The 17,986-nt window shown below is 49.3% G+C and carries 15 protein-coding genes; 1 reads left to right on the top strand and 14 read right to left on the bottom strand.

Translation table 11 applies throughout. The features are described 5' to 3' along the window. The first annotated feature begins 122 nt into the window (after positions 1-122). Positions 123-2,957: a phosphodiester glycosidase family protein gene (locus AC4PHM_RS13875; protein WP_492018345.1), complete on the top strand. Its 2,835-nt coding sequence runs from the start codon at positions 123-125 to the stop codon at positions 2,955-2,957. Positions 2,958-3,032: 75 nt separating this feature from the next. Here the strand turns inward: AC4PHM_RS13875 and AC4PHM_RS13870 are convergent, their stop codons facing one another. The 14 genes from AC4PHM_RS13870 to atpF all read right to left on the bottom strand — a co-directional run bounded on the left by AC4PHM_RS13870 (position 3,033) and on the right by atpF (position 17,939). After that, positions 3,033-3,947: an AEC family transporter gene (locus tag AC4PHM_RS13870; RefSeq protein WP_492018344.1), complete on the bottom strand. Its 915-nt coding sequence runs from the start codon at positions 3,945-3,947 to the stop codon at positions 3,033-3,035. 66 nt (positions 3,948-4,013) lie between these two features. Beyond that, positions 4,014-5,165 carry a hypothetical protein gene (locus AC4PHM_RS13865; protein WP_492018343.1) on the bottom strand — a complete coding sequence of 384 codons (1,152 nt, stop codon included), beginning with the start codon at positions 5,163-5,165 and terminating at the stop codon, positions 4,014-4,016. 19 nt (positions 5,166-5,184) lie between these two features. Continuing rightward, entirely contained in the window at positions 5,185-6,873 is a 1,689-nt protein-coding gene (locus AC4PHM_RS13860) for a phospho-sugar mutase (protein ID WP_492018342.1), read from the bottom strand. A 19-nt stretch (positions 6,874-6,892) separates the two neighbouring features. Next, on the bottom strand, positions 6,893-8,107 hold the full coding sequence (locus AC4PHM_RS13855) for a patatin-like phospholipase family protein (RefSeq protein ID WP_492018341.1): 1,215 nt from the start codon (positions 8,105-8,107) through the stop codon (positions 6,893-6,895). A gap of 78 nt (positions 8,108-8,185) precedes the next feature. Beyond that, entirely contained in the window at positions 8,186-8,623 is a 438-nt protein-coding gene (gene fabZ / locus AC4PHM_RS13850; RefSeq protein WP_492018340.1) for a 3-hydroxyacyl-ACP dehydratase FabZ, read from the bottom strand. Positions 8,624-8,647: 24 nt separating this feature from the next. Beyond that, complete coding sequence (locus AC4PHM_RS13845; protein WP_492018339.1) at positions 8,648-9,691, bottom strand: PhzF family phenazine biosynthesis protein; 1,044 nt, start codon at positions 9,689-9,691, stop codon at positions 8,648-8,650. Between the two features lie 108 nt (positions 9,692-9,799). After that, the gene (locus AC4PHM_RS13840; RefSeq protein WP_291400293.1) at positions 9,800-10,819 is read right to left on the bottom strand and encodes a rod shape-determining protein; all 1,020 of its coding nucleotides are present in this window, start codon (positions 10,817-10,819) and stop codon (positions 9,800-9,802) included. 79 nt (positions 10,820-10,898) lie between these two features. Then, positions 10,899-12,155, bottom strand: a complete 1,257-nt coding sequence (murA, locus tag AC4PHM_RS13835) for a UDP-N-acetylglucosamine 1-carboxyvinyltransferase (RefSeq protein WP_492018338.1) — start codon at positions 12,153-12,155, stop codon at positions 10,899-10,901. A gap of 369 nt (positions 12,156-12,524) precedes the next feature. Beyond that, positions 12,525-12,935, bottom strand: coding sequence for an ATP synthase F1 subunit epsilon (gene atpC / locus AC4PHM_RS13830; RefSeq protein WP_492018337.1), 411 nt, complete (start codon positions 12,933-12,935; stop codon positions 12,525-12,527). A 33-nt stretch (positions 12,936-12,968) separates the two neighbouring features. After that, entirely contained in the window at positions 12,969-14,354 is a 1,386-nt protein-coding gene (gene atpD / locus AC4PHM_RS13825) for a F0F1 ATP synthase subunit beta (RefSeq protein ID WP_492018336.1), read from the bottom strand. Positions 14,355-14,400: 46 nt separating this feature from the next. Beyond that, positions 14,401-15,270, bottom strand: coding sequence for an ATP synthase F1 subunit gamma (atpG, locus tag AC4PHM_RS13820; RefSeq protein ID WP_492020522.1), 870 nt, complete (start codon positions 15,268-15,270; stop codon positions 14,401-14,403). Between the two features lie 40 nt (positions 15,271-15,310). Beyond that, a complete protein-coding gene (atpA, locus tag AC4PHM_RS13815) occupies positions 15,311-16,840 on the bottom strand; it encodes a F0F1 ATP synthase subunit alpha (RefSeq protein WP_492018335.1) in 1,530 nt (509 codons plus the stop codon). A gap of 35 nt (positions 16,841-16,875) precedes the next feature. After that, positions 16,876-17,418 (bottom strand): ATP synthase F1 subunit delta, encoded by a 543-nt coding sequence (atpH, locus tag AC4PHM_RS13810; RefSeq protein ID WP_492018334.1) that lies wholly within the window; start codon positions 17,416-17,418, stop codon positions 16,876-16,878. Next, the gene (gene atpF / locus AC4PHM_RS13805) at positions 17,406-17,939 is read right to left on the bottom strand and encodes a F0F1 ATP synthase subunit B (protein ID WP_492018333.1); all 534 of its coding nucleotides are present in this window, start codon (positions 17,937-17,939) and stop codon (positions 17,406-17,408) included. The genes atpH and atpF overlap by 13 nt, the downstream gene beginning before the upstream one ends. Positions 17,940-17,986: the final 47 nt, after the last annotated feature.

The following is a 17,986-nucleotide window of genomic DNA, read 5'->3' as shown; positions in this document are numbered from 1 at the left end:
AGCACAGGAGATATAGGATAGCAACCTATTTTTTCAACCCCTATCTTTGTAACCATTTCGTAAGGTCACTGTAATAGGCCACTCCGGGAAATTTAGTATAATTGGGTTGGGAAGGTGATTTTATGCAACCACAATTTATCCGCATTGGGCGAAAATTTGCTACAGCCGCCCTTGCTCTGTCACTTATCACCTCGTCGGCTTTTGCTGACTATCAGCTTTATTATCAGAATAAAACAACCGAAACCATTACAAATGGTGTGCAGTACGAAAAACTGCTTCGCCTGACGGACGGAGGCTGGGTCAACGTCAACGTCCTGAAAGTTGATCTGAAAAACCCAAATCTCAAGGTCAAACCCATCTATCCAAGCCTTTTGTCAGCTAAGGCCAGTTTATCAAACATTTCAAAATCCTATGACAATCTCATCGGCTCTGTCAACGCTGACTTTTTTGATCCGGCGACAAGCTCGACCCTTGGCCCTATTGTGGACGAAGGTGCTTTGATTACGACCCCAAATGGAGACACTAGATTTGCCTCACTCAATATTACTAACTACGGTGTTCCATTCATTGATCATTGGGCAAACTATGAAATGACCTTATCCAATGGCAGTTACACAATGTCATTGAATTACATCAACAAACCTTATCTGAATTACGACCGCGCCATTGTCTTCGATTCAAAATGGGCAGCAAAATCCTTCGGTAAAACAGCCAATGTCGCGATTCTTGAAATGTATGTCGAAAATGGCGTTGTCAGAGGCTTCCAGGAAAATGGCAACCCCTATCCGCTCACTGACAACACCTTTGTTGTCGCGGCTGTAGGCACTAAAATCAAGGAGCTGCGGGACAACTTCCGCGTCGGCGACACCGTGGAGATCGATTACAGCGACTCGCTGAAAAATATTGACTTCACCATAGGCGGCGGCTCCGTCATGGTAAAGGACGGAAAGCCTGTCAGCACCTACACGTTGAATATAGCCGGTCAACATCCAAGAACGGCAGCCGGGATCACAAAGGACAAACAACAATTGATCCTGCTGACGGTTGACGGCCGAACCAATAATTTCAGAGGCTTGAATCAGCCTGAGCTCTCTCAGCTTCTAATTGAGCTTGGCGCCTATGATGCTATAAACCTCGACGGAGGCGGTTCAACTACCATGGTCGTCCGGCCGGTTGGCTCCACTGACCTCGACGTGGTCAATACCCCCTCTGACGGCCCGGAGCGAAGGGTGCACAACGGCATTGGCGTGATCAGCACTGCGGAAGGCGGCACATTGGATCTGATTCTGTTGGAAGCCGCTCAGTCCGGAATCTTTGTCAATGCACCGCTTGAGCTGTCTCTGAAAGGCATTGATGCCAACCGCAGCCCGGTTGAGATCGATCCGGCTCTGATCAGCTGGTCAGTGACAGGCGTTGGAGGCAGCTTTACCGAAGAAGGCTTTGTACCTTCCTCTGCAGGCAAAGGTGTCATCACTGCAAGTTATGGCGGCTTGACCGCTTCAAAGACCATCGAGGTCTATAAAGACGCGGTGGATCTGATCATCAAGCCATCTTCGCTCCAATTGAAGCTTGGCGAAACTGGAAACTTCAAGTTGTTCGCCCTCGATGCGACCGGGCATCAGGCTGAGCTGCCTACGGATTTCGCGACATGGACCATTCCGGATCAATTGATCGCATTAAATCCTGACGGTACTTTCACAGCGGGAGTCAATCCCGGCAAGGGCGTGATCACAGTTGAATACAATGGCATTAAAAAACATTTGCCAATAGCCGTCGGCGAGTCACATACCGTTCTATTTGACTTTGAGCAGCCATCGGCAACTTTCCTGGGGTATCCTCAAGAGGTGACAGGGAGCTTTGTACCGCTTAAGTTCAGCCCGAACGGTTCCACGGGCGGGCGTCTGATCTTCGACTTCTCGAAGACAGAAGCGACAAGAGCTGCTTATGTCATGCTGGGCGAAACAGGCGTCACCCTTCCTGACGTCCCTGACAAGCTGGGCTTGTGGGTCTTCGGCAACTACGGCTATGAGCACATGCTGAAAGTTAAGTTAGTGGACGCAGACGGCAAGGTGGTCAACCTTGAATTGGCACCAAGCATCAACTGGGAAGGATGGAAATTTGTAGAAGCGGTTTATCCCAACGACATGAAAGCGCCCGTCAAAGTGGAGCGCATTTACGTGGCTGAAGATAATCCGGCCAGAAAAGACCGCGGCGTCATCGTCATCGACCAACTGGTTTCAATCAAGAAGAACGCTCTGGAGGTCAACCTTCCGGATGATGTGAATAAACTGCCTAAACTTGAATCTCAAAAGGTCAATACAAACGGCGGCACCACGCTTTTGGTCTATGGTGGATTTGAAGCCGGTACTCGTCTGAACGGCACTCCCGGATCTAAGACGGATACCACCTATCTCAACTACGTCAACGCTGCTACACAGCTTAACAAATCCTCAAAGACCTATTTTGCAGGTAATGTCGATGCTATGCTTGGCAACCTCATGGGCACTGAAGTCGTCGCTTCCGGCTACAGTGAATTTATTTCAGATCAAGTCGCCGTAGTCACTCTGAATGTCAAGAACAAGTCGATCATCAAGTCGAACGCCAAGCAGTGGCAGTCCTTCCTGGCACGCACTAACGCCATGATCGCCGGCAGCGGTGAAAAGTCACTTATGATCGTCACCAACTCCACCCTCGAGTTCTCAGATAAGCTTGAAGAAAATCTCTTTTACGAAAAGCTCGAGCAGCTCTACAACAAGGGAATCCGCACGACGATTTTCAGCGGCGGCACTTCCAAGGATCCTGACCTGCGACTGACACGCTACGCCAGCGTCGTCGACGTTCAGTCATTGACACCTTCCAGTACCTTTGACCTGAAAACAGGGGCCAAGGCAGTTGCTGTCAACCTGAAGGACGGCAGCATCACGTATCAGCTCAGGACTCTGTCATTAAAGAAATAGCTTATCCCAAAAAACAAAGCCGTGAAATTGGAAATCAACCAATTTCACGGCACTATTTTTTTGTAAGCGCACAGCTTATGCTGCAAGCAGTGCCACAAACAACGGAATGGTCGCGATTGACAGAAGTGTCGAGATGAAGATGGCACGGCTGGCGAGCTGGTAGTCACTCCCGTATTGGGCCGCTATGACGGCTGAATTGGCCGCAGCGGGCATGGCCGATATGACCACCGGCACACCGAGCAGCAGCCCCCCAAAACCCATTGTCTTAAGTACCAAATAGACGCAGATGGGCATGATCAGCAGTCGCAGGATAGAAAAGGCGTAAACCTTCCAATCCATGGTCAGTTGTTTGAAATCACTGTCCGCCAAAATAAACCCAATAAACATCATAGACAGCGGTGTTGTCATGGAGCCGACCAAAGTCAGCGCATCAAATATTGGAGCCGGCAGCTCGACTGAAAGCAGGAACAGGGTAAAGCCTGTCACAATTGCAACCAAACTGGCATTGATATGAACCTTCTTCGAGCTTACGCCTGCCGAATCCGTGTGGCGCTTCAGTACGTGAACGCCATGCGTCCACACCAGAAAAGAAAACGGCAGATTGTAGATCGCCGCGTAAAAGACGCCTTGGGCGCCATAAATCAGATTGATGACCGGGTATCCCATGTAACCAAAATTTGAAAATAAAATTATATACTCATAGACGTCCATGGCTTTTCCGTCCACTTTCAGAAGCCAAGTCGCCGGTTTGACCATGAGAATGCCAAACACATAAACCGAGAGTGAGATGACAATAAAGATCGCACTGCTCTTCAGGACAGAGGGAGAAAATTCCATGTTCATGGAAGTGATCAAAAACGCCGGCAGTGTGACATTGAGCACCAGGCTTCCCACTTCCCGGATCACGCCATCCGTGACGACTTTAAGCCGCTTGACGAGTGCGCCAATCACTATGAGCAAAAATATGACAAAGACTTGCTGAAGTACCATTGGCACCGCTCCTTACTGCAAACCTGTAATCAGGTGACGCCTCCGTCCCCCTCTCATTTTGGGGATTTACAGGTATTCGAAGAAATCTGAAAGGCCGCTATTGATAAAATCGTACAATAAAGGCTGATCCGCCGAAAAGTCGCCCACTTTGGACAAATATTGGTTCAGGTGACCATCGGCAAAACGCTTTTCAATGGTTTTCAGCGTTTCTTGGTCAAAAGCCGCAACCAGCAATTGGTGGGACTCCGTCACAAAATAATTGGCAAAAACGTCGCCATTCAAATAGTAGATCCATTCCGACACATGAGCATTGTCTTGATTAAACTCTGTAAAAAGCTCCCCAGCCAGATAACTGTTGGGCATAAGCTCTGGCATGGATGACTCAAACTCAGTGACAAACGCAGGGTCAAGTATGCTGTAGAGGGTGATGTACTCCGACTTGCGAAGCATGAAGGACGCTTCTACCGGCGACACTGCCAGCTGGTGCTTGAGTTCACAGCTGCCAATCCAGCGCTGCGGATGATCCGGCAGATCGTTGTGAAAGACAAGATCAAAGATGCGAACAAAATAGCCATTTTCGTTTTCTATCAAAGCTTCACAGCGAAAATGCCCGGCTTCAGTCCCTTCTTTGACAATATTTTTGAGCAGCGTCGACTTTGGACCGTCCAAGCGCTCGTCCAGGACGAGATCCCCAAGGTACAGAATGCCCTCGGCATCCTGGCCATGCAGCCTCATAAGATAGTAATGAAGATGCTCACATTCTGAGGCTGGGGACGGGCCAAGGCGGTCAAAAAGCTGTAAGGCAGCTTCTCTTCCCAGACCGTTCTTCTCATAGTCCTGCAAGATGAAACTGTACTGGGGCAGAAAATCATAGATGGCATTAGGCGACTCCGGATCCACCGCATGAGCCGTAGCGACGAGATACGCGAACTCGGCATAGGTAATGGATTTGAAGGCACCGCCCAGGCCGCCGGTCATCTCCAGGACACGCTGCTCAATGCGATCTTTTTCCATGGCGTCAAACTCATCATAGGCGTCAATGCCGTAGTCTTCATAGTCCAAATGCAAAAGCTGATACATGGTTCTTGATCCGTCTATCCGCCAGCGGGCGACGACGCCAACAACACCCATCAGCCTCGTCGCCGTAGCCTGTGCGTCTATCAGCTCCGCGCGCTGTGAAAAAGGGCGGGAAAACCGCCCTTCGATTACTTTTCCCATATCGTTTCCTTTCATGCGGTTAGACAACAGGCACCAACCGGCTCTGTACCTCTTTTGCAACTGCGTCTGCCCTGGTTTTCGCCTCTTCACCGGAGGCTGCCACGGAAGAGACATAGATTTTGAGTTTTGGCTCTGTGCCCGATGGTCGAATGGCGAACCAAGTGCCGCCTTCGAGCTCATACTTGACAACATCTGACTTTGGAAGGCCGGTAGGATCATTTTCAAAATCTGTTATTTTAACAGTTTTGAGGCCCGCAACGACATCCATGCGGTCATTTCTGGCGTTTGCCATTATCTGGCCAATTTGCGCCATGCCGTCCTTGCCCTCTCGCTTGAGATTGACCAGTGTCTCATAGTGGTATCCGTACTCTCTGTAGAGCGCGTCGAGGCGATCCAGCAAAGTTGCCTTTCGCTTATAATAGTGCATCAGCATTTCAATAATCCAGACTGTAGAAATGACGGCGTCCTTATCTCTGACATCTGTTCCGATCAGATAGCCATAGCTTTCTTCATAGCCAAAGAGGAAAGTTTTGGAACCATCTTCATACTGACGGATTTTTTCTCCAATAAATTTGAAGCCCGTCAAGGTGCTGACCACTTCAATGCCATTTTTCTTCGCTATGGCTGCGCCAAAGTCCGAGGTGACGATTGTATCCAAGACCACCGGATTCTTTGGAAGTTCCCGCAGTTGAGAGATCATGTAGTCCAGCAGCAACCCACCCGTCTGATTGCCCGTCAGTTTAATGTAACGTCCCAGATCATCTCTGACAACAACACCCACGCGGTCGCAGTCCGGGTCCGTGGCAATAGCCGCAGAAGCGCCATACAGTTCAGCATAAGCCACAGCACGCTCATAGGCTTCCATTTCTTCTGGATTTGGCAGCTTGATGGTGGTAAAATCACTGTCTTCTTCCATTTGCTCCAGGACAGGGATCAACCCTTTGAAATTGAGTGCCTCCAGCGCTTTCACTACCGGCCGTCCGCCAGTGCCGTGAAGCGGTGTGAACACCACTTTAAAGCCCTCAGGTGGGCTATTGAACATTGAAGGCGTACAGGTTTTTGTTACAACACCTTCGATGTAAGCCTGATCAACAGATTCCGACACAATTTCAAGCAGTCCTTTTGACTTGGCAGCAGCCTCATCCATGTAAGAGACATCTTCAAAGGATTTGACCGCCAGAACAGCCTCAATGACTTTGTCCGCCTCTTCAGGCACGAGCTGGCAGCCATCTTCCCCGTATACTTTGTAGCCATTGTACTCAGGAGGATTGTGGCTCGCGGTGATGACAATGCCTGCGGAGGCGTTGAGATAGCGAACAGCAAAAGAAAGCTCAGGCGTCGTTCGAACACCTTCATAAACATAGGCTTTAATGCCGTTGGCGGCCATAACCAAAGCAGCCTCCAAAGCAAACACTTTGGAAAATCTGCGCGTGTCATAGGCTATAACTATAGCGGGCTCTATTCTTGCGCCCCGATCGAGTATATATTTTGCAAATCCCTGGGAGGCTTTTCGAATCACATAACGATTCATTCGGTTGGTCCCTGCGCCTATGATGCCTCGCATGCCGCCTGTACCAAATTCCAGGTCTTTATAAAAGCGTTCTTCAATCTCCTTGGCATTTTCTTTAATAGCCAGAAGTTCATGACGAGTATCCTCATCCACATAAGGGCTCTCTAACCAATGCTGATACATTTTTTGAACGTCCATGATGCTCCCCTCCAAAGTGTCATATTTTTTTCAGCAGTTCCTCAAGAACCGCAGCGAGCAGTTGGTCCCTGATGGTATTTAAATATAATCCGTTGCTCTTCAAAACGTCAGGCAGCCAACCCGGAATTTTTTTTCGTTCCTCCACCTGAATCAGAGGTTCACTGGTAAGGACCTCATCAGACAACGCAACATCACTGATGATCCGGAAGCGGTCAATCCCGACTTTCTCGGCGCCATACTCCATTAAAGCCAGGGCAATCTCAGCATAGGAGGCCGTTGCATCAAGCTTTAGCAATTCACAGAGCTTAGGAATGAGATCCTCAAATAAAAGCCGCTGAGGGCTTTTATCTTTGATTCCTAGCAGCGCTGCAAGTTTGGCAATGACGGTTTCATCCATCTGAGAAAATCGCTGTATGTAATAAGCATTTTCCCGCAATTGATCAACGTAATATTGATTGCCCTTAAATTTTTTATAATGCTTGAGCGTATCATAATACCCCATTTTCATATTGCGGTGAAGGGTTTCAGGAATAACTTCAAGTGTTCTTCCCAAGTCACCGGAAGGATACAGGCGCGTGATCTCAAGACCGGTACTGTCAAACTTCTGCTTAATTCCCATTCCTTGAGACTCTACGCAGATGATCTCTTTGAAACCTTTCTGCTTAAGAAGTCTTACCGGCAAATTGTCGTAAAAGCCACCGTCTATGTATAGTTTACCGTCGATGCGTTCCAGTTTGAAAACCGGCAGGTTGGCCGAGGCCATCAAATACTCTGTGAGCATACCGTCCGGAACTTCCGAAAGATAGACATCCAGAGGCCTGAAATCAGACAGAGAGACAGTCACAAAGCCAAAGACCTTATTGGATCTTCGAATGGCCTCCTCCCGCACCGTACGCTTTAAAAGCCCCCTGAGGGGGGTGATATCCAGCCCGCCTTCAGCGATGAACCGCTTAAACGAAGCTCTGAGTTTATTTAAATCTTCAGTTTCAAGATCCATGCGAATAATCTTGTTCATGAGCTTCTCGTCACCATTAAAAACAAGTGACGGCTTCATGTTGTACCATATTTCCCATGCCAGCTCAAAGTCATCCTGAATAATGTAGGCACCATTGATCGCGCCTATAGAAGTGCCTGCAACACCGTCAATTTCAATGCCTAGCTCCCTGAGCGCCTTCCAGGTGCCCATATGATAGGCGCCTTTGGCGCCGCCGCCTTCAAGTACCAAACCCGCCAAAGCTATCCCTCCAGTGCTGGGATTTTAAGGCAGCTGCCTTGGTTGCTCAGCCGCGCTCAATTAAAGTATAAACTCTTGTTAAAGCCCTTTATTCTCGATGACCGCAAACATAAGTACACCCTTGCAGGCAATTTCGCCATCTACATAGGCAATAGCCTCACCTTTTCCAATGCCGCGACGGAATGCGTGAAGGACGACTTCCATTCTGAGCTGATCTCCAGGCACAACCTGGCGTTTAAACCTTACCTCATCTATACCCGCAAAAACAGCAAGTTTTCCTTTATTTTCTTCCAAACTCATTAACGCGACCGCACCGACCTGAGCCAGGGCTTCAACAATCAATACGCCCGGCATGATAGGGTTGCCCGGAAAATGTCCTTGAAAAAAGGGCTCATTAACTGATACTGATTTTATACCCACCGCACTTTTTCCGGGCTCAAAATTTTCTATTCGATCCACAAGCAAAAACGGATAACGGTGAGGAATGATTTTTTGAATTTCAATACTGTTTAACATGTTTGCCCTCCTAATCCAATCCGGCTAAATTTCAAGTGTTGTTTCCCCTGACAATCTTGCTGAACCTCCAACCCAGACGGACTGAATCCATGTTTGTTTTGGGATTTCTCCCTGTGGATTCTCCTCGTCAGGAATCAGGCCTGTGTCCACCAATTCGCCGGTATTCTCGCTCCAAAGCACCCTGGCGTTTATTTTTGAAGGCTGATCCATCCACATGCCCTGTGCAAAGCTCATGACCTCTTCCATAACAGGCCTTGAAGCGTCTGAATGGGCATCAGGTTCATCCGCGCCGGAAGCTCCGAAGGACACACCAAAACCGTTACCAACCGCTCCGTAGGCACTCAAATACGCAGCCAGGGCGCCATTTGAGGTTCCGGTTGCCGACTCCTCTGCAATACCAAACAATGGCGCGAAGTTGCGGCACCACGCAGTGAACACCGGACGACTTGTCTCTTGGGTCAAATCCTGTCCTGATGCCAGCGCGAAGCAATGGTAGCCTGTGACGCCGTTAACTTCACTGATTTTGATGATCTCCTCCAGGTCAGGCTGGATTGATCGCAAGGCTTCTATACTGTTCACCGGCACCAGAATATCCTTTAGTCCGGTGGAGACAATTTGAACCGGAAGGCCCGGCGCTTGATTGTCCTCTGACAACCCCAGCGACCAGAAGATCTCCTCTGGCTCAAGAATAGGTCCAAAGACAGGTGTTGTCTGCTCCATCAGAATCTCTTCCGGTGAAACTTTGATTTTAAGCAAGCCTGCTTTTGTTTCCTGAACCAGTGTCTGTCTTCCCTTTAAGTGTCCAAGATGCTCAAGCAGCCAAAAGGTACCTATGGTCGCGTGTCCGCATAGTTCAACTTCTTCTGTAGGGGTAAAAAAGCGCACCTTATAGTCCGCCAGATCGCTCTCCATGACAAACGCCGTTTCGGAAAAACCCATTCGGGCTGAAATGTCGAGCATCTGAGTCTCTGACAGCAAGGAAACTCCAGGCTGAATCACGACCCCCGCCGCGTTGCCACCGCTTACGCCCTCGGTAAAGGCATGGATCTCATACACGTGAACCTTCATTATCAATGCCCCCCGCTAAAGCCGCTTTGATTTCAACTTTAAAAATACGGCGCGTGGGAAATTTTCCAACGCGCCGTCATCCATTCTTTTATTGTCGACCGTTATTCTCTAACGCCGGCGATGCGTCATCATGCTCTTCTCAAGCACGTCAATATGTTCAAGAGACATGCCGGTTCCCTTGGCGACACAGGATATGGCATCCTCAGCAACATAAGTTGGAATACCCGTTCTCTTTTCGAGCATACGGTTTAGTCCATGCAGCAATGAGCCGCCGCCCGTCATGACAATGCCTCTCGCGCTGATATCAGATGCCAGTTCTGGCGGTGTCTTCTCAAGTACGGAGTGGACAGCATCACTGATTGCATTGACTGGCTCTCTAAGCGCTTCGAGCATCTCTTCACTGCTGACTGTAATATTTTTTGGAAGACCCGTAATCAAGTCTCTGCCCCGGCAATCCATAGTGACGGGTTTAGGACGCGGCGAAGCCGTGCCGATTTCCATTTTAAGCTCCTCGGCAGTGCGCTCTCCAATCAACAGATTATGGGCTTTTCTCATGTATTTGATAATCGCTTCATCAAACTTGTCACCGGCAACTTTTATGGATTTGCTGACAACGATTCCGCCAAGAGAAATAACCGCTATGTCCGCAGTTCCTCCGCCAATATCAATAATCATATTACCATCCGGCTTTGTGATGTCAAGACCCGCGCCGACTGCTGCCGCTATGGGCTCCTCAATCAGAAAGGTTTTTCCGCCGCCTGCTTCAATAGTCGCATCGATAACAGCGCGCTTTTCGACTTCTGTAACGCCGCTTGGCACGCAGATTATGATCTTAGGTTTGATAAACCTGCGTGGACCACAGGTTTTGTTGATAAAGTGACGCAGCATTTTTTCGGTTACTTCGTAATCCGAAATGACGCCGTCCTTCAGAGGACGAATTGCTACGATATTGCCCGGCGTTCTGCCAAGCATCTTTCTCGCTTCTGAGCCTACGGAAAGTACGCGGCCTGTATCCCGGTCAATTGCGACCACAGAGGGCTCCTGAAGTACAATGCCTTTGCCTTTTATGAAAACGAGAACGCTGGCAGTACCCAGATCGATCCCAATTTCAGTGCCTAATCCAAACATAGCTGACCTCCTAATGTCTTATGCGTTTCAAGGGGTGGCAGCAATAGACTGCCAGAATAATCCAATCCAAATCTGTTTGTCAGCTTTCTGTGCGCGAAATATTGGCACCCAGCTGTCGGAGTTTGTTTTCAATCTCCACGTAGCCACGGTCAATATGATAAGTATTTCCAATCTCGGTGGTTCCATCTGAGATCAAACCGGCCAATATTAGGGCTGCACCCGCTCTGAGATCTGTTGCCATGACTTTCGTGCCGTGGAGCGCTCTGACACCTGTAACGACAGCGCTGTGACCTTCAATCTTGATGTCCGCGCCCATTCGGTTCAACTCTGCCACATGCATAAATCGATTTTCGAAAACGGTTTCAATAATGACAGAGGATTCTGATGCCGCAGCCATCAATGCCATAAACTGAGCCTGCATATCTGTGGGAAAACCAGGATATGGCAGAGTCGTGACATCAACTGAATTGATTTTACCCTGACCAATAACTCTCAGTGAGTCTTCAAACTCCTCAATGACAACGCCGGCTTCCTTCAGCTTGGCGATTATTGGTTTGAGATGGCTTGGCACGACATTTTCAACTATAACATCTCCATTTGTAATTGCAGCTGCGACCATGTAAGTCCCCGCCTCAATGCGATCCGGAATTACCTGATGCCGCGCCCCTGATAGTCTCTCTACGCCTTGTATGCGAATAGTGTCCGTACCGGCACCTTTGACTTTTGCACCCATTTTATTCAAAAAGTTAGCCAGATCAATAATCTCAGGCTCTTCAGCAGCATTCTCAATAATTGTGGTACCTTCTGCCATACTCGCTGCCATTATGATATTTTCTGTCGCTCCCACACTCGGAAAATCCAGATAAACACTATTACCGACCAATTTCTCCGCCCGAACTTCAATAAACCCTTCGCCGTGTTCCACATGGGCACCGAGAGCCGCAAAGCCTTTCAGATGGAGATCCACGGGCCTGGCGCCAATTGCACAGCCACCTGGCATTGGTATGCGGGCAATGCCGCATCTGGCCAGTAATGGTCCCATGACAAAAAAAGACGCCCGCATTTTCTGAACCAAATCAAACGGAGCCTCCGTCTGTGTAATGACCGGTGTATTCACTTCCAAAATGCCGTCCTGAATGCCGCTGACGTCAGCGCCGAAGGCTCTGAGTACCTCACTCATAACTTCAACATCTTTAAGCGGCGGCACATCCTCAAGTACACAGGGTGTGTCTGCCAGCAGCGTAGCCGCCATGATAGGCAGCACTGCATTTTTTGCACCACTTATTTTGACGCGTCCTTTCAAAGGACCGCTTTTATTCACTAATATATTTGCCAAAATTGGCCTCCTCTCGCGATCGCCAAATATCCGCAACATGACTTGAAGCTTTTATTAGGTCGCCCCAGACATAATTCACCGCTTGCATTATATACAATTATGAAAGAAAGTTCAACCTCTTTCATTATAACGCAAAAATCGTCAAGCAAAAAGATAAAAGGTTCACGAGGGGATTATTTAGTACCGCGGGACTATTTATATTCCAAAATACCAGATTAGTGGACGATTATAATGTCTCACAGATATAATATCAGGCCAAATTAAAAAGCACCCCCGCACCTCGGAGCCATAGCCGGGGTCAGCGCTTTTACGCGGTTGACCCCAGTTTTGGCGAATCGTTCCTTAGTGCGTGAATGCTCTCTATTCAGATTAGTTTTTCTCTGCCACTCTGATCCGGTTAATCGCTCGAGACAGCGAATCAATTGCTCTCGCGTAATCGAGTTCGCTGTCTCGCCTTTCAAGACGGTTCTGAGCACGCTGCTGAGCCGCTTTAGCTCTGTTCAGATCAATTTCATCAGCCCACTCAGCAGAATCCGTGACCACCGTTGTTTTGTCGTAGGTTACCGTCATAAAGCCGCCGCTGCAGGCTGCGTCTCTATACTTTTCTTCACCTTGCAGCCGCAAGCGGATAGAACCAATGGCGACCGGAGCTACCATTTGCTCATGGTCGTACATAATCGCAATGTCGCCTTCAGTGGTCCTGAGGATCACCATATCGACTTCTCCGTTGAAAAACGTTCTGTCGGGCGTCACTATTTCCAGCAAAAATTTCGTTGCCACCTGGGCTCACCTCCTGAAGATCGATTTTTAGCGTTATTTAAGGCTTTTTGCCTTCTCAACGGCCTCATCGATCGAACCAACATACAGGAACGCTTGCTCAGGAAGTCCGTCGTGAAAACCGTCGAGGATTTCCTTGAAGCCTCTGACCGTTTCTTTGACCGGAACATATTTTCCAGCGAAGCCGGTAAACTGCTCAGCGACGTGGAACGGCTGAGAGAGGAAGCGCTGAATGCGGCGCGCGCGCGCAACTACCGTTTTGTCCTCGTCAGAAAGTTCATCCATACCGAGGATGGCGATGATGTCCTGAAGCTCTTTGTAACGTTGAAGAATCGCCTGAACGCGACGCGCGACGTCATAGTGCTCGTCGCCGACAACTTCCGGCGCCAGAATTCTGGAAACCGAGTCAAGCGGATCCACCGCAGGGTAGATGCCGAGCTCAGAAATCTTTCTGGAGAGAACCGTCGTTGCGTCAAGGTGCGTAAAGGTCGTTGCAGGCGCCGGGTCAGTCAAGTCGTCCGCCGGTACATAGACAGCCTGAACCGAAGTGATGGAGCCTTTTTTAGTGGACGTGATGCGCTCCTGAAGGGCACCCATGTCCGTTGCGAGGGTTGGCTGGTAACCAACGGCGCTCGGCATGCGGCCGAGGAGCGCAGAAACCTCAGAACCCGCTTGTGTAAAGCGGAAAATGTTGTCGATAAACAGCAGAACGTCCTTACCTTCTGTATCCCGGAAGTACTCCGCCATTGTCAGACCGGTAAGACCGACGCGCATACGCGCTCCAGGCGGCTCGTTCATCTGACCGAAGACCATGGTCGTCTTGTCGATAACGCCGGATTCGATCATCTCGTGATAGAGGTCATTTCCTTCACGGGTACGCTCGCCAACGCCGGCAAAAACCGAAAGTCCGCCGTGCTCTTTAGCGATGTTGTTGATGAGCTCCTGAATCAGAACCGTCTTGCCGACGCCGGCGCCACCAAAGAGGCCGATTTTTCCGCCCTTGGCGTACGGTGCGATGAGGTCGACGACTTTGATGCCCGTCTCGAGAATTTCAGTCTTTGTGACTTGCTCTTCGAACGGCGGCGCTTCACGGTGAATTGGAAGCACAGGAGATCCTTCGATGTCACCTTTTTCGTCAATCGTTTCACCGAGGACGTTCAGCAAACGTCCAAGTGTCACTTTGCCAACCGGCACCGTAATAGGCGCACCTGTGTTGACTGCTTTGACGCCGCGTACCAATCCGTCCGTTGAGGACATGGAGACACAGCGCGCTATGTTGTTACCGATATGCTGGGCGACCTCAGCCGTCAGCTTGATATCTTTATACTCGACGCGAATCGCGTCATAGATCTTCGGCAGATTTTCCGTCTCGAATTGAATATCGAGAACCGGGCCGATGATCTGTACCACTTTACCCTCCATATAGCTTTCACACCCTTCCAATCAGTTGGTTCCTAAGGGACAAGCCCTATTTGAGCGCTTCCGCACCACCGACAATTTCAGAAATTTCCTGCGTGATGGATGCCTGACGCGCCTGGTTGAACGACAGCGTCAAACTGTCGATGATATCCTCAGCGTTGTCATTCGCATTTTCCATTGCAAGGCGGCGCGCAGCCTGTTCCGCTGCTGCTGACTCGACAAGTGCGCCATAGATGGTGCTCTCAATGTACTTTGGAATCACATAGCTCAGTACCGTTTCCGGCGATGGCTCGTAGACCATGTAGCTCTCGTCGTCGCCCTCTTCCTCGACCTTTTCTTCCTCAACTTTGGCTTCCATGACCATCGGTAAAAGCTTCAGCATGGTCGCTTGCTGGGAAATCGTACTGATGAAACGCGTGTAGACGAGCTTGATTTCATCGACTTCTTCCTGGGAATACAGCTTCAAAAGATATTTGGCCATTTCCTGGGCATCCGAATATTGCGGATTTTCTGAAATATAGACGTACTCGCGGACTACATTATAGTCGCGCTTTGTAAAGCTGTCTCTGGATTTTTTGCCGATGGTGATAATTTTCGCGCTGGATTTGTCTTTGATATCCTCAAATACCAGCTTCATGGCGTTGTTGTTGTAACCTCCGCACAGTCCGCGGTCCGCTGTGACTATAACATAGATGCTGTTCTTGACTTCTCTGTAATCCAGAAACTCATGCTTGATCTTCTTTTGTGTCTTCATGAGGTCCTGGACAGTTTCAAGAACGGTTTCAAAGTAGGGCCGCGTAATATCCATCCGGTCCCTGGAGCGTTTGAGTTTCGCAGTGGAAACCAGCTCCATGGCCTTCGTGATCTGCATGGTGGAGTTGACGCTTTTAATTTTGCGCTTTATGTCGCGCGTTCCCATTCCTGCCACTATCGATCCCTCCTAAGGTGACGTCTTCAGATCAGATAGCCTGATCGAGATCCTCGAAGGAAAATCCTGCCTTGAAGTTCTTGATGGCTTCTTCGAGCCCTGCGACGACGTCATCTTTCAGCTCTTTTGTCGAGCGGATGGCCGCACCGATTTCAGGACGGTGATCTCTCATGTACTCAAGGAATTCTTTCTCGAACTTTTTGACAGCCTCGACAGGAACCTCCATGAGGTGCTTATTGGTGACGGCGTAAATAATCATGATCTGGTCTTCAACGGACATGGTATCATTTTGCTTCTGTTTGAGAATCTCCATGAGACGGACGCCGTGATCCAGGGTTGCCTTGGTTTCTTTGTCGAGCTCAGAACCAAACTGTGCAAACGCCGCAAGTTCACGATACTGAGCGAGTTCGAGCTTGATCTTGGAAGCGACCTTTTTCATAGCCTTGATCTGAGCGTCGCCGCCAACGCGGGATACCGAGATGCCGGCATTAACCGCAGGTCGCTGACCGGAGAAGAAGAGCTCTGACTCGAGGAAGATCTGACCATCCGTGATTGAAATAACGTTGGTAGGAATATACGCCGAAACGTCGCCTGCCTGGGTTTCAATAATAGGAAGCGCTGTCAAAGAGCCGCCGCCCAGAGAATCGTTGAGCTTTGCTGCGCGCTCGAGAAGTCTTGAGTGGATGTAAAAAACGTCGCCCGGGTAAGCTTCGCGTCCTGGCGGTCTGCGGAGCAGCAGGGACATGGCGCGGTAGGCAACCGCGTGCTTGGAAAGGTCATCATAAATGATCAGAACGTCTTTGCCCTCGTGCATGAACGTCTCACCCATAGCGCATCCCGCATATGGCGCGATGTACTGGAGCGGTGCCGGCTCAGACGCGGACGCCGCGACGATGATGGTATACTTCATGGCATCATTGTCCTCGAGGGTCTTAACCAACTGTGCAACGGTGGAGTTCTTCTGGCCTATGGCAACGTAGATACAGATGACATTTTCCTTCTTTTGGTTGATGATTGTATCGATAGCAATAGTCGTTTTGCCTGTCTGACGGTCTCCGATGATCAGCTCACGCTGGCCTCTGCCAATTGGAATCATGGAGTCAATCGCCTTAATGCCCGTCTGGAGCGGCTGATGGACTGATTTTCTTGCGATAACGCCAGGTGCAGGACTTTCGATAGGACGGAACTTCTCAGAAATGATTGGTCCTTTGCCATCAATAGGCTGACCGAGAGCGTTGACTACGCGGCCAAGCAGACTGTCACCTGTTGGGACTTCAACAATGCGCTCAGTTCTTTTTACCAAGTCGCCCTCTCGGATAAAGGTGTCGGAGCCGAACAAAACCGCACCAACACTGTCTTCCTCAAGGTTCAATACCATGCCGTATACGTCGCCGGGGAACTCGAGGAGCTCGCCTGCCATGCACTTTTCAAGTCCATGGACTCTGGCGATGCCGTCGCCGACCTGTAATACGGTACCGGTATCTTCGACTTGAAGTTTGGATTCATATTTTAATATCTGTGATTTTATCACAGAACTGATTTCTTCAGGTCTCAGATTCATCTTCCTTATCACTCCCAATTCTCATTTAGAAAGCTCTAAACGACTACTTGCCGCAGATCTTCCTTGATTTGAGCCAATTTTTTGCGTACGGAACCATCAATCATTTTGTCTCCAATTTCAAGGACAACGCCGCCGATGATAGTGTCATCCACAATATTGACCAGAGATACTTTCATTCCGGCCAATTTAGACAATTTCTCTTCAAGGATTTGCATCTGCTGCTGCGTCATTTTGACCGAAGTTCTGACCCGGCCTTTTACAAGACCTTCGCGTTCATCCACCATGGTGTCAAACAGCTTACGGATGTCTTTGAGCTCACTTTCCCGACCCTTGTCGATCAGGACCTTGATGAAATTCAACACATCCTTGGAGACGTTCCCCGCGAATACTGCCTCCATGGCAGACTTCTTCTGCATCTCGCCAAGAGATGGCGATTCAAACAGTACTTTGAAGTCTGGGTTTTCAGCCAACGTGTCGGCGATCAACCCGAGATCGCGTCTGACTTCGTCCATCTGGCCAAGTTCTGCCGCGGCTTCCATCAGCGCTTCCGCATAGGCTTTCGCGACTAGTTGTGCCATGCTGTATCCCCTACCTCCTGAATGAACTGATCGATCAGAACTTTGTGCTGGTCGCCGTCAATGTCTTTGTGAATGACTCTGGAAGCGGCAAGGATCGCCATATCTGCAATATCATTCTTGAGTGTATTGATCGCTTTGACCTTTTCCTGCTCGATTTCTTTCTGGGTGGATTCTTTTATCTCTGTAGCTTTGTGTTCAGCTTCCTTGAGGATCTCGGCAGTACGCTTGTCAGCGCGTTGAACCGCTGATCTGACAATTTCCTTGCCTTCATCCTCAGCATTTCTGATTTTGTGAGAATACTCCGAAATCAGTTGATCTGCTTCCTTCTTTTTGAGTGCTGCTGCATCAAACTGGCTCTTGACCTCGTTTTCGCGTTTCTCCATAAATGCCGTTACCGGCTTGAAGAGGATTTTGCGAAGCACCAGGAACAAAATCAGAGTGTTGGCAATCTGAACTGCCAACATCCAGTCAATTGCGACAAGACCCATTCTCAATTCGGAAGCGAGTACATACACATTCATTTATTCTGCCTCCTTTTTGCGGATTTTCACAACTGGCCCTGTTTTTA

This window comes from Acidaminobacter sp. QWL-03, assembly GCF_058683855.1.
This window is presented reverse-complemented; position numbering and strand designations above follow the sequence as displayed.

Coding starts and splice junctions, on each gene's coding strand:
- AC4PHM_RS13875 (WP_492018345.1), top strand. CDS start 123: ATGCAACCACAATTTATCCGCATTGGGCGAAAATTTGCTACAGCCGCC.
- AC4PHM_RS13870 (WP_492018344.1), bottom strand. CDS start 3,947: ATGGTACTTCAGCAAGTCTTTGTCATATTTTTGCTCATAGTGATTGGC.
- AC4PHM_RS13865 (WP_492018343.1), bottom strand. CDS start 5,165: ATGGGAAAAGTAATCGAAGGGCGGTTTTCCCGCCCTTTTTCACAGCGC.
- AC4PHM_RS13860 (WP_492018342.1), bottom strand. CDS start 6,873: ATGGACGTTCAAAAAATGTATCAGCATTGGTTAGAGAGCCCTTATGTG.
- fabZ (WP_492018340.1), bottom strand. CDS start 8,623: ATGTTAAACAGTATTGAAATTCAAAAAATCATTCCTCACCGTTATCCG.
- AC4PHM_RS13845 (WP_492018339.1), bottom strand. CDS start 9,691: ATGAAGGTTCACGTGTATGAGATCCATGCCTTTACCGAGGGCGTAAGC.
- AC4PHM_RS13840 (WP_291400293.1), bottom strand. CDS start 10,819: ATGTTTGGATTAGGCACTGAAATTGGGATCGATCTGGGTACTGCCAGC.
- atpD (WP_492018336.1), bottom strand. CDS start 14,354: ATGGAGGGTAAAGTGGTACAGATCATCGGCCCGGTTCTCGATATTCAA.
- atpG (WP_492020522.1), bottom strand. CDS start 15,270: ATGGGAACGCGCGACATAAAGCGCAAAATTAAAAGCGTCAACTCCACC.
- atpA (WP_492018335.1), bottom strand. CDS start 16,840: ATGAATCTGAGACCTGAAGAAATCAGTTCTGTGATAAAATCACAGATA.
- atpH (WP_492018334.1), bottom strand. CDS start 17,418: ATGGCACAACTAGTCGCGAAAGCCTATGCGGAAGCGCTGATGGAAGCC.
- atpF (WP_492018333.1), bottom strand. CDS start 17,939: ATGAATGTGTATGTACTCGCTTCCGAATTGAGAATGGGTCTTGTCGCA.